Origin of the sequence: Salipiger sp. PrR007 (genome assembly GCF_010499845.1) — a bacterium.
Lineage (GTDB): Bacteria > Pseudomonadota > Alphaproteobacteria > Rhodobacterales > Rhodobacteraceae > Salipiger > Salipiger pacificus_A.
This window is the reverse complement of sequence record NZ_JAAGOZ010000025.1, coordinates 59,809-75,625: the sequence shown is the minus strand read 5'-3', so window position 1 is coordinate 75,625 and position 15,817 is coordinate 59,809. Positions and strand designations below refer to the sequence as shown.

Annotated in this window: 13 protein-coding genes and 1 pseudogene; 6 read left to right on the top strand and 8 right to left on the bottom strand. The window is 64.8% G+C overall.

What is annotated here, in order from left to right; translation table 11 throughout:
- A partial coding sequence (locus G0Q01_RS12165) for an FAD-dependent oxidoreductase (protein WP_164196120.1) occupies positions 1-527 on the bottom strand: 527 nt, incomplete at its 3' end.
- 560 nt (positions 528-1,087) lie between these two features.
- Here G0Q01_RS12165 and G0Q01_RS12160 point away from each other — a divergent pair.
- Positions 1,088-2,734 (top strand): BCCT family transporter, encoded by a 1,647-nt coding sequence (locus tag G0Q01_RS12160; protein ID WP_164196119.1) that lies wholly within the window; start codon positions 1,088-1,090, stop codon positions 2,732-2,734.
- A gap of 72 nt (positions 2,735-2,806) precedes the next feature.
- Here the strand turns inward: G0Q01_RS12160 and G0Q01_RS12155 are convergent, their stop codons facing one another.
- On the bottom strand, positions 2,807-3,850 hold the full coding sequence (locus G0Q01_RS12155) for a GlxA family transcriptional regulator (protein WP_108968783.1): 1,044 nt from the start codon (positions 3,848-3,850) through the stop codon (positions 2,807-2,809).
- 307 nt (positions 3,851-4,157) lie between these two features.
- Here G0Q01_RS12155 and G0Q01_RS12150 point away from each other — a divergent pair, with 307 nt between their 5' ends.
- The 3 genes from G0Q01_RS12150 to G0Q01_RS12140 all read left to right on the top strand — a co-directional run bounded on the left by G0Q01_RS12150 (position 4,158) and on the right by G0Q01_RS12140 (position 8,541).
- Positions 4,158-4,907: an electron transfer flavoprotein subunit beta/FixA family protein gene (locus tag G0Q01_RS12150; RefSeq protein WP_108968781.1), complete on the top strand. Its 750-nt coding sequence runs from the start codon at positions 4,158-4,160 to the stop codon at positions 4,905-4,907.
- Positions 4,908-4,924: 17 nt separating this feature from the next.
- Positions 4,925-5,860: an electron transfer flavoprotein subunit alpha/FixB family protein gene (locus G0Q01_RS12145; RefSeq protein WP_164196118.1), complete on the top strand. Its 936-nt coding sequence runs from the start codon at positions 4,925-4,927 to the stop codon at positions 5,858-5,860.
- Between the two features lie 119 nt (positions 5,861-5,979).
- Entirely contained in the window at positions 5,980-8,541 is a 2,562-nt protein-coding gene (locus G0Q01_RS12140; RefSeq protein ID WP_164196117.1) for an FAD-dependent oxidoreductase, read from the top strand.
- An 80-nt stretch (positions 8,542-8,621) separates the two neighbouring features.
- Here G0Q01_RS12140 and G0Q01_RS12135 read toward each other — a convergent pair whose 3' ends face one another.
- Positions 8,622-9,515, bottom strand: coding sequence for a LysR substrate-binding domain-containing protein (locus G0Q01_RS12135; RefSeq protein ID WP_164196116.1), 894 nt, complete (start codon positions 9,513-9,515; stop codon positions 8,622-8,624).
- Positions 9,516-9,819: 304 nt separating this feature from the next.
- Between G0Q01_RS12135 and G0Q01_RS12130 the strand changes: the two are divergent.
- Positions 9,820-10,272: pseudogene (locus G0Q01_RS12130) on the top strand (SRPBCC family protein); the annotation flags it as partial.
- A gap of 6 nt (positions 10,273-10,278) precedes the next feature.
- Positions 10,279-11,361: a hybrid-cluster NAD(P)-dependent oxidoreductase gene (locus tag G0Q01_RS12125; protein ID WP_164196114.1), complete on the top strand. Its 1,083-nt coding sequence runs from the start codon at positions 10,279-10,281 to the stop codon at positions 11,359-11,361.
- 168 nt (positions 11,362-11,529) lie between these two features.
- Here G0Q01_RS12125 and rpiB read toward each other — a convergent pair whose 3' ends face one another.
- The 5 genes from rpiB to G0Q01_RS12100 all read right to left on the bottom strand — a co-directional run bounded on the left by rpiB (position 11,530) and on the right by G0Q01_RS12100 (position 15,560).
- A complete protein-coding gene (rpiB, locus tag G0Q01_RS12120) occupies positions 11,530-11,976 on the bottom strand; it encodes a ribose 5-phosphate isomerase B (RefSeq protein WP_164196113.1) in 447 nt (148 codons plus the stop codon).
- A gap of 24 nt (positions 11,977-12,000) precedes the next feature.
- Complete coding sequence (locus tag G0Q01_RS12115) at positions 12,001-13,275, bottom strand: TRAP transporter large permease (protein ID WP_164196112.1); 1,275 nt, start codon at positions 13,273-13,275, stop codon at positions 12,001-12,003.
- 1 nt (position 13,276) lies between these two features.
- Entirely contained in the window at positions 13,277-13,732 is a 456-nt protein-coding gene (locus tag G0Q01_RS12110; RefSeq protein WP_164196111.1) for a TRAP transporter small permease, read from the bottom strand.
- A gap of 73 nt (positions 13,733-13,805) precedes the next feature.
- The gene (locus tag G0Q01_RS12105) at positions 13,806-14,795 is read right to left on the bottom strand and encodes a TRAP transporter substrate-binding protein (protein ID WP_164196109.1); all 990 of its coding nucleotides are present in this window, start codon (positions 14,793-14,795) and stop codon (positions 13,806-13,808) included.
- A gap of 24 nt (positions 14,796-14,819) precedes the next feature.
- On the bottom strand, positions 14,820-15,560 hold the full coding sequence (locus tag G0Q01_RS12100; RefSeq protein ID WP_164196107.1) for a FadR/GntR family transcriptional regulator: 741 nt from the start codon (positions 15,558-15,560) through the stop codon (positions 14,820-14,822).
- Positions 15,561-15,817 lie beyond the last annotated feature (257 nt).

Sequence of the window (15,817 nt, the reverse complement as noted above, 5' to 3'; positions counted from 1 at the left end):
TGCAGCGCGCCGCCCATCACCGGGTAGCGCGCGCCGCGCGAGATGTTGATCGGCGGGCAGTACTCCTTGCACTCCTCCGGCGTCAGCCAGCGGTTGTCGACGCCGTTCAGGCGGTTGGCGTGGACGTGGCGCTTGAAGCTCTGTACGTCGTGCACGGTGTGCGCCAGCATCAGCACGCCGCGGTTCGAGTACATGACGTTGTAGTTCAGCTCCTGGCTGAGATTTTGCCACAGGTCGACCGAGTGATCGAACAGCCGCGCGCTCTCGTCGTAGAGGTAGTTCGAGCGGATGATCGTGGTGTTGCGCCCGGTGTTGCCGCCGCCGAGCCAACCCTTGTCGATCACCGCGATATTGGTGATCCCGTGCTGGGTGGCAAGGTAATAGGCCGCGCCCAGACCGTGCCCCCCCGCCCCGACGATCACCACGTCGTACGCGGCCTTCGGCTGGCTGTCCGGCCATTGCTCCGTCCAGTCCTTGTGGCCGGTCACGGCGTTCTTGAGAAGGGAAAAGGCGTTGAAACGAGTCATCGGCGGGCCCCGGCTGTGGTGGCTTTTCCCCTTCCTAGCGAGCACTGCCGAAGGCGGCGTGAGGTTTTGCGACAGTGTGATCGGATCTTTGCGCCGCGCCTCGGGACGCGACGGCACGGCCGGCTTTTCCTTGGGGCGAGGCGACAGGCGAGCGCGCGATGTTGCGCTGACTTCCCAGAGAGGCCGACAAGGCGGTCAACCGATAGTATCCATAAATTACATTGATACACAGTCACTTAAGACCACAGGCGCCGCGCGCTGCGCCTGTGATCTCTGCGCCTGCATCCGCGCCAAACCATGGCCTATCGATCGGGAACAGCCCCCGACGTCGCGAAGATCCCGGCGCTCTGTCGTTCCGGTTCTGCCCTCCGCGCGCGCTTCGCTGAATAACCTCCGGATCGCAGAGATGCCTGCCGCCTGTCCGGGTGCAGATCCGCTGTAAAGGTCCCTGTCACGCAAGAAGACGCGTCGGCTCAGTACGATTTCCCGCAGTAAGACGGGCAGAGGTCACCGGGCACATACTGGCGAAGGGCTCCTTAACCAGCAGAGGAGAACCTCATTTGACCTATCCCACCGACACCGAGGACAAGGGGCCGGACCTAGGCTCCCCGCCCGCCGAAAGCCTTATCCAGACAGAGTACACCATCGGCCGCGACAATATCGAAGGGTCTGTCGGACCGATCTATTTCGACGTGCACAATCCGGTCTTCGCGATCTCGGCGTTTGCGGTCATCGCCTTTGTGGCCTTCACGCTTGCCCTGCCAGAGCTTGCCGGCACCCTCTTCAGCACGCTCTTCACCGAGGTCACCACGGGCTTTGACTGGCTGTTCCTGGGGGCCGCCGATGTCTTCGTGCTGCTGTGCCTGGTGCTGGTCATCAGCCCCTATGGCAAGGTCCGGCTCGGCGGGCGCGACGCGCGTCCGGATTTCGGCTACCTGAGCTGGTTCTCGATGCTCTTCGCCGCCGGCATGGGCATCGGCCTGATGTTCTACGGCGTCTCAGAGCCGCTCAGCCACTTCGGCTCGTCGCTTGGCGGCACGGCCCTTGGCGACGCCGGGGCGCGCACCGACTGGGCCCCTCTGGGCGCCGCGACAACCCAGGAAGAGGCGGTGCGCCTTGGCATGGCCGCCTCGATCTTCCACTGGGCGCTGCATCCTTGGGCGATCTACGCGGTGGTCGGGCTCAGCCTGGCGCTGTTCAGCTACAACAAGGGGCTTCCACTGACGATCCGATCCGCCTTCTACCCGATCTTCGGCGAGAAAGTCTGGGGCTGGCCGGGCCACGTCATCGACATCCTTGCGGTCTTCGCCACGCTCTTCGGGCTTGCCACCTCGCTCGGGCTCGGCGCGGCACAGGCCAACGCGGGGTTCAACAAGCTCTTCGGCGTGCCGGTGGGCGAGACGACACAGATCGTGCTGATCATCGGCATCACGGCGATCGCGCTCTTCTCGGTGATCCGCGGGCTCGAAGCCGGGGTGAAGCTGCTCTCCGAGATCAACATGGGGCTCGCGCTGCTGCTGCTGCTCTTCGTGCTCTTCGCAGGGCCGACGCTGCTGCTTCTCACCAACACCGGCGACTACCTGCTGGCCTATCTCGAATACCTGCCCGCGCTGTCCAATCCCGTCGGGCGCGAGGACGTCAACTTCATGCAGGGCTGGACCTCGTTCTACTGGGCGTGGTGGATCAGCTGGTCGCCCTTCGTGGGCATGTTCATCGCCCGTGTCAGCCGCGGACGCACCGTGCGCGAGTTCCTGATCAGCGTGCTGCTGATCCCGAGCCTGGTCTGCGTGATCTGGATGTCCATTTTCGGCGGCGCGGCGATCAGCCAGGTCGTGCAAGAAAGCTACACCGCGGTGCAGGACGCCGATCTGCCGCTGCAGCTCTTCGCCATGCTCGATGACATGCCCCTGTCGGCGATCACCTCGCTTGTCGGCATTGTGCTGGTCATCGTGTTCTTCGTGACCTCCTCCGATTCTGGCTCGCTGGTGATCGACACGATCACCTCGGGCGGCAAGGTCGATGCGCCTGTGCCGCAGCGGGTGTTCTGGTGCGTGTTCGAGGGTGTCGTCGCGGTGGTCCTGCTGCTGTCGGCGGGAGGGCTCAAATCGCTGCAATCCATGGTGATCTCGACCGGCCTGCCCTTCACCATCGTTCTGCTCGTGATGTGCGTCGCAATCTGGCGGGGGCTCGCCAGCGAGCCGCGCTGAGACACGCGCCTTGCACAGACGGAAACGCCGCGGAGGCCCCCTCCGCGGCGTTTTCTTGTCAGGCTGCCGGGATCACGCCGCCAGGCCCTGCTCCTGCCGAAGCGCCTGCGGGGTGCAGCCAAAGCGCCGCCGGAACATCCGGCTCAGGTGCGAGGAGTCGCAAAAACCGCAATCCACCGCGACCTGCGCGATGGATTTCTCTGCGGTGAGCAGCAGGTGATGCGCCAGCGACAGGCGGATATTGAGGAACGCCGCCTGCGGAGAGATGTCGAGCGCGGTGCGGAAGTGCCGTTCCAGCTGTCGCTTGCTGTGCCCGATCCGCCGCGCGATTTCCTCGACCGAAAGCGGCGTGTCGATGGTCTGCTGCATGAGCTGCAGCGCCCGCAGCACGATCGGGTCGCGGGTCTTGAACCCGAGGGTGATCCCGGGCTGCGGTTTCTCGGGTTGCAGCGCGTCGTCGATGATCATGATGTGCAGGCTCTTGCTGGCCTGCGCCCGGCCCACGTGCTTTTCCACCAGATAGGCCCCAAGGTGCGCTGAACTGGCACCGCCCGAGCAGGTGAGCCGGTCGCGATCGACCACGAAGATCTGGTCCGCCACCGGATTGAGCCCCTCGAACTGCTCGAGGAAGTCCGCGTGATGGAACCAGCTCACGCAGCAGCGGTAGCCCTGCATCAGCCCCGCTTCGTGCAAAAGGAAGGCCCCGGTGCAGACCCCGACCAGAGGCACGCCCGCGTCGGCCGCCTGCCGCAGGAACTTCGTGTAGGCCGGGCCGAGAGTCTGCATGTCGTCCATCAGCCCGCCGACCACGACGATATAGTCGAAGCGCGACGGATCGCCGAGCCGCTCCTTGGGCTGCACCGTGATGCCGCTGCTCGAGGGGACCGCGTCCATCGTGTCCGAGAGCACCGTCCATGTGCATAGAATCGGGCGGCTGCGATCGCCCTCGTCCGCCGCGAGCCGCAGCACGTCGACGAAATTGGCAAAGGCACAGAGGGTGAAGCGCTTTGCCAGGATGAAGCCCACCGACAGGCGCGCGTCCTCGGGCCTGCGCCGGATGGCCCGGGAGGAGGCCGCGCGCGAGGTGGCTTTCTGCGGAACGGAGAGAGGGGTCATGCTGGCGCTCCGGCTGCACGGGAACTCTTGGGCGCCTGTCGTAGCCCTCATCCCCGCGTGACGCATATATCCTGTCTTTTGACAGGGGTTCGTCGCAATACTCTGCGCTACGAATTCGGCATCGACTTCGCCAAACGCGCCTCTGCAAGGCCGAAACGCGACCTCGATACCCATCGGACGAACACTGGCGGAGATTTGCGACGTCCCGACGGCCGTCGCCCCTGTTCTCGGTCATATCGCAGGAACCCCCCGCGGGCGCGGGCAAAAACCCCCGGCGACGCTCGGGTCACGGCAGAGAGGAAACACCATGAAAGTGCTGGTCCCGGTGAAGCGGGTCGTCGACTACAACGTGAAGATCCGCGTCAAGGCGGACGGCACGGGCGTCGATCTGGCCAATGTGAAAATGTCGATGAACCCGTTCGACGAGATCGCGGTCGAAGAGGCCATCCGTCTCAAGGAAGCGGGCAAGGCCGACGAAGTCATCGTCGTGTCGATCGGCCCGGCGCAGGCGCAGGATGTGCTGCGCACGGCGCTCGCCATGGGCGCGGACCGCGCGATCCTGATCACCGCCGAAGGTCCGGTCGAGCCGCTCAGCGTCGCAAAGCTGCTGAAAGCGGTGGTCGCTCAGGAAGATCCCGGCCTCGTGGTGCTGGGCAAGCAGGCCATCGATGACGACAGCAACCAGACCGGCCAGATGCTCGCGGCGCTGCTCGGCTGGAGCCAGGGCACCTTTGCCTCGGCGCTGGAGATCGGCGAGGGCCGTGCCAAGGTCACCCGCGAGGTCGACGGCGGCCTGCAGGCCATCGAGATCGCGCTTCCGGCCATCGTCACCGCCGACCTGCGCCTCAACGAGCCGCGCTACGCCTCGCTGCCGAACATCATGAAGGCCAAGAAGAAACCGCTCGACCAGAAGAGCGCCGAGGACTTCGGCGTCTCGACCGCCCCGCGCCTCAAGGTGCTGCGCGTCGAGGAGCCCGCGGCGCGGGCGGCGGGCGTGAAAGTGGGCAGCGTCGGCGAGTTGCTCGACAAGCTCAAGACCGAAGCCGGCGTCATCTGAGAGCGGGACCCTACACCATGTCAATTCTTCTTTTCGCAGACCACGACAACGGCACGCTCTCGGACCAGACCGCCAAGGCGCTGACCGCCGCGCTGCAGATCGGCACCGAGGTGGACATCCTGATCGCCGGCAAGGGCGCCGCCCCCGCCGCCGAGGCCGCCGCGCACCTCAGCGGTGTGCGCAGCGTGCTGCAGGCCGAGAGCGAGGCGCTCGAGCACCGTCTGGCCGAGGCGAGCGCGGCGCTCATCGTCGGGCTTTCGGAGGGCTACGACACCCTCCTCGCCCCCGCCACGACCACCGGCAAGAACGTGCTGCCACGCGTTGCCGCGTTGCTCGACGTGATGCAGATCTCCGAGATCACCGAGGTTGTTTCCGCCGACACCTTCAAGCGCCCGATCTACGCCGGCAACGCCATCGAGGTGGTGCAGTCGACCGAGGCCAAGAAGGTGCTCACCGTCCGCACCGCGGGCTTTGCGGCTGCCGCGTCTGGCGCGGCCGCAGCCCCGGTCCGGGCCATCGAGGCCGGAAACGCGGGCGCCGAGCTGTCGCGCTTCCTCGAAAACATGCTCTCGGCCAGTGACCGCCCCGAGCTCAGCTCGGCCAAGATCATCGTCTCGGGCGGCCGCGCGCTCGGCTCGGAAGAGAAGTTCCGCGAGGTGATCAACCCGCTCGCCGACAAACTCGGCGCGGCTGTCGGCGCCTCGCGCGCGGCGGTCGATGCGGGCTATGCGCCGAACGATTTCCAGGTCGGCCAGACCGGCAAGGTGGTTGCCCCCGATCTCTACGTCGCCTGCGGGATATCCGGAGCGATCCAGCACCTTGCGGGCATGAAGGACAGCAAGATTATCGTCGCGATCAACACCGACGAGGACGCACCGATCTTCCAGGTTGCCGACTACGGGCTCGTTGGCGATCTTTTCGATGTCCTGCCGGAACTTGAGCGCCAGCTCTGACGCCACCACCGCGCGGAAGACGGTCGTTTTTCGCGCGGTGAATGCCGGTTCGACGCCATCAGTGCGTCGTGCCAGGCCCTATCACTTCGATACTCTCCTCGAACAAGCGGACTGCACCCATGTCTTCCTTTCCTGAACGCGCGAATGTCGTCATCGTCGGTCTCGGCGGCATCGTCGGCGCCTCGGTCGCCCACCACCTGGTAGAGCGCGGCTGGGACAATATCGTCGGCATCGACAAGTCCGGCATCCCCACCGACATCGGTTCGACCGGTCACGCCTCGGACTTCTGCTACTGCACGAGCCATGATCTGCTGAGCACCTGGGCGACCATGTACTCGGTCGATTTCTACGAGAAGATGGGCCACTACTCGCGCATCGGTGGTCTCGAGGTGGCGCGCGTCGGTGACGACCAGCGCATGGAAGAGCTCAAGCGCCGCTGCGACTCTGGCCGCGCCTTCGGCACCAACGTGCGGATGATCTCGGCCGCCGAGGCCAAGGAGAAATTCCCGCTTCTCGAGGAGGACCAGATCCAGGGCGCGATGTGGGACCCGGATGCGGGCCTCGTCATTCCGCGCTCGCAGACCGTCGCCGGCAAGCTGGTCGATCAGGCGGAGAAGTCCGGCAAGCTCAAGGCCTTTGCCAACACCCCGGCGCTGGAGCTGCTCACCGAGAATGGCCGCGTCACTGGCGTGAAGACCTCGCGCGGGACCATCATGGCCGATCACGTGGTGGTCTGCGCCGGCCTCTGGGGGCGCCTAATCGCCGCCATGGCGGGCGAAGACCTGCCGGTGATGCCGGTCGACCACCCGCTGACCTTCTTCGGACCCTATGACGAGTTTGCCGGCACCGGCCTCGAGATCGGTCGTCCGCTGCTGCGCGACCAGGGCAACTCGGCCTACATGCGCGACACCGGCGATCCCGCGACCACCGAGGGTGGCCAGATGGAATGGGGCTACTACTACGAAAAGGACGTGCGGATGGTGCATCCGCGCGACATCCTCGAGAAGGGCCAGGCGCGCCTCGGGCCGTCGATGCGCGACCTCGTGCTGGAAGACGTGATCGAGCCGCTCGAAAAGGCCATGGAGCTCACCCCGATCCTCGCCGAGCTCGGCTTCAACGAGAGCCACTCGTTCAACGGCCTGCTGCAGACCACCACCGACGGCGGGCCGTCGATGGGCGAAAGCCGCAAGCTGCGCGGCCTGTGGTACGCGGTGGCGATCTGGGTCAAGGACGGCCCCGGCATGGGCAAGCTCATCGCCGATTGGATGACCGACGGGCGCACCCACATCGACCATCACGCGATCGACTATTCGCGCTTTCAGGACTTCCAGCTGAAAGAAGACTTCATCTGGGGCCGCTGCGAGGAAACCGCTGCCAAGATCTACAACCCGCCCGTCCACCCGCGTGAGCCCTTCGGCAACGCCCGTGGCATCCGCCGCTCGCCCTTCTACGAGCGCGAAGTGGAGCTGGGGGGCTACTTCATGGAACTCGGCGGCTGGGAGCGTGCGCATGGCTACGCGGCCAACGAGCACCTGCTCGAGAAATACGCCGACCAGGTGCCGGTGCGCGAAAACGAATGGGACAACCGCCACTTCTGGCGCGTGTCCAACGCCGAGCAGCTGGAGATGAGCGCCGATTGCGGCATCATCAACCTGTCGCACTTCCACATGACCGACATCTCTGGCCCGGACCACGTGGCGCTGATGGAATGGCTCTGCGCCGCGAAGATCGGTGGCGACAACATGGTCGGCAAGGGTATCTACACCCACATGCTCGATGACGAGGGCAACGTGCGGGCGGACTTCACCGTCTTCCGCATGGGCGACCGCTGCCGCCTGGTGAACGGGGCCGACGCCGGTCCGCGTGACCTCGAGTACATGAAGCGCACGGCGATGGACAAAGGCTTCGACGTCACCATCACCGACGTCACCGAGAAGTTCACCACCATCGGCATCTGGGGCCCGAACGCGCGCGAGAACCTTAAGAAGGTGGTCGCAGATCCGGCCGGCCTCGATGTCGAGAACTTCCCCTTCGCGGCCATCAAGCCGATCGAGATCGCCGGCAAGACCGTCACGGCCTTCCGCATCTCCTATGTGGGTGAGCAGGGCTGGGAACTGCACATGCCCTATGAGGACGGTCTTGCCGTCTGGGACGCCCTGCGCGAGGTCGGCGTCATGGCGGTGGGGGTCGAGACCTATGCCAACTCGCGCCGCCTTGAAAAGTCGCTGCGCCTGCAGAACGCCGACCTGCACACGCAGTACAACCTCTACGAGGCCGACCTCTCGCGTCCCAAGGTCAAGGAGGCCGATTTCCGCGGCAAGGAGAAGCACGTCGAGTTCCGCGCCCGCGAGCACCAGCCCGCAATGCTCTGCACGCTGGTGATGAATGACAACGTCGACAGCAAGGGGGTCGCCCGCTACCCGGTCAACACCATGCCCGTGATGGACCCCGAAACCGGCGAGGTGCTGATCGACGAGCTTGGCCGCCGCTCCTACACCACCTCGCAGGCCTTCGGCCCCAGCATCGGCAAGAATATCATGCTGGCCTACCTGCCGTGGGACTACTGCGAGGTCGGGCGCAAGCTGCAGGTGACCTATTTCGACGAGCCCTTCGAGGTCGAGGTCGCGGGCGTCGGCTACGCGCCGCTCTACGATCCCGAGAACAGCAAGCCGCGCAGCTGATCCGCTGGGTCACATGAAAATGACAGCGCCGGCGGATCACCCTCGCCGGCGCTTCGGCTTTTCGGGTTTGCTCTTGAGCCTCACGCGAAGGCCGCCCCGGCCTCCTGCTCCGCGAGCCAATCGGCAAAGAGCTGTGCGTTCGCCGAGGCTCCCGCATGGATGCGCAGGTAGAAGGGATAGGGCGAGTCCATCGCCTCGGGCACCAGCTGCACGAGGCGATGGCTTTCGAGATATCCCTGCAGCAGTCCTTCCCACCCCAGCACCGCGCCAATGCCATCCTCGGCCGCCTTGAGCCCGATAAGGTAGTTGTTCAGCGCGAACTCAGGGCCAGTCGGCGCGGGCAGACCGAGCGAGGCGAACCATTCGTGCCAGCCGGTCCATGCGTTCGCCCCTGAATGAATGCGGATCAACGGCACCTCGGCCAGGTCCGCGACCTGCGCGATCTCGTGCATCTCGGCGAATTGCGCGCTGCCGAGGGCGAGGATCCGGTCCCGGAACAGCAGTCGGGTCTCGTCGTCCTCGCGCGCCGGGTCACCGTAGTGAATGCTCAGGTCCACGCCACTCACCCGCCCGCTGTCCGCGATGACCTGCGAGATCGCGACGCCCGGATGCGCTTTCCAGAAGGCCGCCAGCCGCGGCGTCAGCCACAGGCCACTCATCGCGGTTGTCGCCGCGATCGAAACCGCGGTGCGATCCCGGCGGTTGCGGATGCGTGCGACGCTGTCGGAGATCCCCTCGAACCCGCGTTGCAGCGACACGAACAGCAAGGCGCCCGCCTCGGTCAGCTCCACCCCGCGGTACTGGCGCGTGAACAGGGCCTGTCCCAGGTCCTGCTCGAGCGCCTTGATCCGGTGGCTGACCGCAGCGGGAGTAACGTTCATCTCGGCAGAGGCCTGCTTGAAGCTCAGGTTCCGGGCCGCCGATTCAAAACAGGCCAAATCGCCTAAAGACGGTAGATCATAGGGCTTTTGCATATCGTCAGGTCGCTTTTGTCTTGCAGGAGTCGCTGTTGGATCATCGCGACGCTCAATTTAGCTAGGCTAATCTCAGTTGAGTTTTTTGCCAATTGTCAGCTCGCCGACGTAATGGCTTTGTGACGCGAAGATCACTTTCCGCGAGAGGACACCCAAGATGGCCAGCCCGACCGCCCGGCTTTCCGATCTGCTCCATCAGCAGCGCCGCGGCCATGGTCTCCGGCAGCCGTTTTACGGCGCCCCCGAGGTCTTCGATGCGGACCTGCAGGCGATCTTCTACCGCGACTGGCTCTGTGCCTTTCCGGCCCACATGCCGCTGCTCGAAGGCACGCAGAGCTACACGGTGAACGGCAAGATCGCGGTGCAAAAACCTCTCGGCCATGTTCCCGTGCTCGATGCCGGTGCGCTCCTGCTGTTCCAGTCGACCACCTGGAACCACTTGCTGACCGATCACTCGATCACCTTCCGCGTGACCCCGGTCGGCGCGCAGGAAACCGAGGTGCAGACCACCTGGCTCGTCCACAAGGTCGCGGTCGAGGGGGTGGACTACGACCTCGACACCCTGACCCGGGTCTGGGAGCACTCCAACGACGAGGACCGCCGCGTCGTCGAAGACAACCAGCAGGGCATCAATTCGCCCGCCTACGAGCCAGGCCCTCATTCGGCCACCCATGAAGACGGCGTGCTGCAATTCGTTAGCTGGAACCTTGACTGGATGCGCAGCGCTTATGCCCCCATCGCCCAGGCCGCGGAGTGACGTGATATGGTAACTGCAAGCCCCTCCCCCATTGCCCATTGGACCGACGAAGAACCGCTTGAGTGCGTGTCGATCCTGCCCGAAGCGGCGGATGTCGTCACCGTCTGCTTTCAGGCCCCCTCTGGTCGGCCCTTCCAGTTCGACGCCGGCCAGTTCCTGACGCTGGAGTTGCCGGTGCCCGGCGGCCCGCTCTACCGCACATTCACGATCTCCTCCTCGCCGTCGCGCCCGAAGTCGCTCACGCTGACGATCAAGGCGCAGCCGGATTCCATCGGGGTGCGATGGATCATCGACGCGCTTCGGCCCGGCATGAAGGTCAAGGCAAATGGTCCCTCCGGCCATTTCACCGCGGTCGGCCACCCGGCCAAGAAGTACCTCTTCATTTCGGCCGGGACGGGCATCACGCCGATGATGTCGATGACGACCGAGATCTACGACCTTGGCAGCCATTGCGACATCGTCTTCGTGAACTGCGCGCGGCGACCTTCGGAGATCATCTTCAAGCGCCGCCTCGAGCACATGGCGACCCGCATCGCCGGACTCGATCTGAAATGGGTGGTCAGCGCGCCGGACCGCTACCAGCCCTGGACCGGGTATCAGGGGCGTCTCAACCAGCTCATGCTCGGCCTGATGGCGCCCGACTACCTGGAGCGCGAAGTCTTCTGCTGCGGCCCGGAGAGCTTCATGCAGTCGGTGCGCGAGGCACTTGCGGGGCTCGGCTTCGATATGGACCACTACCATCAAGAGAGCTTCCACGCGCCCTCCATTCCCGGACCGCAGCACGTCGAAGCACCCGTGCCCGATGACGATATGCCGGACGAGGATATCATGGCGGAGGTCACCTTCGGTCGCTCCGGGCTGAAGCAATCCTGCGCGGAAACGGAGACGGTCCTTGCCGTTGCCCGCCAGGCCGGGATCGCCATCCCTACAGGCTGCACTTTCGGCGTTTGCGGCACCTGCAAGACAAAGAAGATCTCGGGCGACGTCTATATGGTCCACAATGGTGGCATCACCGAAGACGAAATCGAAGAGGGCTATTTCCTCGCCTGCTGCTCGAATCCGCGTGGCAAGGTCGAGCTCGACCTCTAGAGCCCACATTCGCGGAACGAGCTGACTGGGCCGGGGGCCTCGCCCCCGGCAGTCTTCGTTCGAGGGTTGCGTCAGCTGGGCTGACGCCGACCCTCAAGAAAGCGGCGAGACCACATGCGGGTCAGCGCGCTCATCTGGCGTGATGTCCACAAGACCGCGCGCCCGCGCTTAGCGATCGTTGTCCATGTCGTGCAACATCGCCACCCGGCGGCGGAAGTCCTCGTCGGTGGAGAATTCGGCCCCCAGGAATGCGTCGATGAGGTCGAGCGCCAGCCAAGGTCCGACGATCTGCGCACCAATGCAGAGCACGTTCACATCGTCGTGCTCGACGCATTGATGCGCCGAATGGACATCGTGGCCGACCGCGGCGCGGATGCCCTTGACCTTGTTGGCGGCAATCGAGGCACCGACACCTGTGCCGCAGACCAGCAGCCCCCGCTCGGCCGAGCCGTCGTTGACCGCCCGCGTCACCGCCTGAGCGATCTCCGGAAAATCGACCGGCTTGTCGTCGTAGGAGCCGACGTCCCTGACCTCGTGGCCGAGGCGCTGGAGGTGATCGAGGACGGTTGCCTTGAGCGGGAAGCCCGCATGATCGGAGCCAAGGACAAGACGCATTGCAAGAACCTTTCGAGGTGGGGGTTAGCGAAGCAGTTTCGGCAGGGCCAGCACGAGCCCGTCGGCAAAAGTGATGATCGCAAGCGTCAGCAGCAACGGCGCGTAGAAGGGCAGCAGCGCCTTCAGCAACTGGCGTAGCGTGATCTTGGCAATCGATGACACGAGGAACAGCGACAGACCCATCGGCGGGGTCAGCAGGCCCAACATCAGGTTGAAGATCACCACGATGCCAAGGTGCACCGGATCGATCCCCGCCATAACCATCGGCGGCGCGATCACCGGGACCACCAGCAGCGTCGCGGTGGTGGAATCGAGGAACATGCCGGCGATGAAGAAGATCAGGTTGGCAATCAGCAAGAGCACGAAGGGATCGCTCGAGATTGCCAGGATCAGCTTGGAGAAATCCTGAGGGATCTGCTCGACCGCGAGGATCCAGCCGAAGAGCGAGGCCGCTGCGACGATGATCAGGATCGCGCTGGTGTTGCGCAGCGTGGTCAGCATGGCGGACCACAGGTGGTCGAGCGTCAGTTCTCGGTAGACCAGCCAGCTGATGAGGATCACGTAGACCGCCGTTACCGCGGCCGCCTCGGTCGGGGTGAAAAGCCCCAGCAGCATGCCCGAGATCATCAGCACCGGGGCCAGCAGCGCCGGAAGCGCCGGCAGCAGGCTTTCGCCCACTTCTCGCGGGCTCGCCCATCGCTCGGCGCGCGGCATGTCCTTGCGGATGGCGAGGATGGCAGCGGTGACCATCAGCAGCAGGATGCAAATCAGCGCGGGCACGATGCCGGCGATCAGCAGTTGGATGATCGACACGCTGGTGACCGAGCCGTAGACGATGAGCGGGATGCTTGGCGGGAAGATCGGCCCGACCACGGCCGAACTCGCGGTAACCGCCGCGGCGAAGGGAGCGTCGAAACCGCGGCGCTTCATCGCCTCGATCTCGATCTTGCCGAGCCCCCCGACATCGGCGAGCGCGGCGCCCGACATACCCGAAAAGATCAGGCTCGAGAAGATGTTGACCTGCGCCAGCCCGCCCGGGATGCGGCCCACCAGCGTGTCGGCGAAGCGAAAGATGCGGTCGGTCACCCCGGCAAGGTTCATCAGGTTGCCGACGAAGATGAAAAGCGGCACAGCGACCAGCGGAAAACTGTCGAGCGCGTAAGTCACGCGCTGCGTCAACAGGCCGAGCGGCAGCCCCTCGATGACGACGTAGAAGATCGCCGGCAGCAGGATCGAGTAGACGACCGGGAAGCCGAGCACGAAGAGCGCCAGAAACAGGACGATGAGGATCAGGCCCATGTCAGAGGCTCACCGACTTCGCCGTCTTGCGCGTGCGCAGCTGCAGCGCGTGAAAGATCGCCGCCCCGGCAAAGCCGACGAAACAGGCGCCGAGGAAGATCCAGAACGGGATCCCGAGCGTCGGCGTGGCATTCTTGAGGTTGTCCGAGATGTTGAGCGCGGTCACCACCGCAATCAGCGCACAGGCTGCGAAGGACAGCAGCGTGATCGCCAGCCCGAGCCAGCGCTGTACCGGCTCGGGCAGAGCCGCGCGCAGCTCGCCCATGACGATGTTCTCCTCGGAGCGGACCACCAGCGGGTAGGCAACGAAGACGGTACAGATGAGCAGGAAGCGCGTCAGCTCCTCGGCTCCCACGATGGCGGAGCCGAAGATGTCGCGCATGATCACCTGCAGAAAGGGCAGCGCGATCAGCGCCGCGAGCATGGCCACGCAGAGAAAGCGGAGTAGCTGTGTCATGAACCGGGGAACTCCGGGTATTGAGGTCAGGAAAGCGCGGCATGGGCGCGCAGGACGCCCACGCCGCCGCGGTTCACTTCATCGACATGATCTGCTGGATGTAAGGCTCGAAGTCCGGGAAATCCTGGTTGATCTGCGCCAGAACCTTCTCGCGGAAAGCGGCGAGATCGAGTCCGGTTTCCGCGGTGGTGAAGGTCATGCCACTTCCCTTCAGCTCCTCGACCAGCGCCTGCTCGGAGTCCTGCGCCCATTGCAGCGACTCCATCGCCTTGCCGTCGAGCACCTTGGTGATCGCGGCGCGGTTCTCCTCGGACAGCCCCTGCCAGGCTTTCTCGTTGACGAAGACCGCGAGCACAGACTGCATATGCCCCGTCATCGCGACGTGGCTCTGCACTTCGTAGAGCTTGTTGGCCGCAATCATGGTCAGCGGGTTCTCCTGGCCGACGACCATGCCGGTCATCAGCGCGGTGGGCAGTTCAGACACTTCGACCGGCGTCGGGGTCGCGCCGAAGCCCTTGACCATCGACACCCACAGATCGAGCGGCACCGCCCGGAAGGGCTTGCCCGCCATGTCGTCCGGCGACTTGATCTCGAAGTTGGACGAGATGTGGCGCGCGCCGCGGTAGATGCGCCCGATGATGCGCACGCCGCCCTCCTCGACAAGCCGCGCGTTGATCTCCTGCAGTGCCTCCGACTTGGCCGGGTCGGTGGCACGCATGGCGTGCTCGGCGTTCTCGTAGACGAAGGGCGCGTTGAACACGGCGACCTCGGGCACGATGCGGGCCAGTGAGGCGAAGTCGTGGTGGCCCATCTGGATGGTGCCCATGCGCACCCCGTCAACCATCTCGGCGACATTGCCGAGCTGGCTGGCGGGGAACACCTGCACCGTCACCTCGCCACCGGTCTCCTCCTCGATCGCGGTGGCGGCTTCGGCGGCGAAACGGGTCTGGAAATCCCCCTCCGCGCCCACGTGGGCGTAGCGCAGTTCAGCGGCCGCAGCTGGCAGCGCGCACAAGCCGATTGTCGCGGCAGCCAGAAGCTGCCGAGCAGAAAAAGCGAACATATTCTCCTCCCTTCGCTTGTCGTCCTAAGCTTTCTTGAGACCTTTTCGGTAGCTGTCGATCAGGCTCCTGCGACGCAACTCGTCGCCAATCGCGAAATGCTCCCGCAGCCGCTTGTCCGCGGCCTCCGGGTCCTTCGCGACGATCGAGAGGAAGACCTCCCGATGCGCTTCCACAAGGTCTCCGACCACGGAGCGCTCATGGTAGACCGTCTTGCGCCGCTGCACGTGGCTGCGTCGAAGCAACTCGGACAGGGCGCCGTAAAGGGTGATCAGCGAGCTGCTGTGGCTCGCCGCCACAATCGAACGGTGGAACATGAAATCCGCGCGGCCGCCCGCCTCGGGATCGTCCAGCGTGTCGATCAGCGAGCCGAACCACTGGCCGATCCGCGCGAGATCGACCTCGTTCGCCCGCGTGCAGGCGAGCCGGATCGCCTGGCATTCGATGCCGATCCGCGCCTCCATCACGTCGTCGAGCATGTCCTGTTGCTGAGCGAGGCAGAACGTGAAGAAATCCGAAACCGTCCCGAGATTGGCTTGCCGCACGTAGGTGCCACTGCCGTGTCGTACGTCGAGCATGCCGAGCATGGCGAGCGAACGGATCACCTCGCGCAGCAGCGGGCGACCGACTTCCAGCTCCCGGGCGAGATCGCGCTCGGACTTCAGCCGGTCGCCGACGCGCAGGTCACCGGTCATCAGCGCGTCCTTGAAATACGCGATGACCCGGTCGGTTCCCTTTTCCGATTGAGCTGTCTCAAGCTCGCTCATCCCTGCCGCCTCCTCCTGGCTGACCAAAGTGAACCTCTTGCCGACCGGGTTGCCAACCAGTTTTTGAGCGCGCTGGCTTGGCGGGGTATTGCCGCCCGAAAAGCGTGCCGATTCTTGTGCTTAAATAATTGTTATTGTTTATTTTCTTGAGAAACTTGGAAAACAGTCAACTCCCAAAGAGGTCTTACCACTTTGACCTTTTCGACGGATCATCAGTCGCGGGGTGAATGACGTTCCGTAGTGGGATCCGCTCTCCG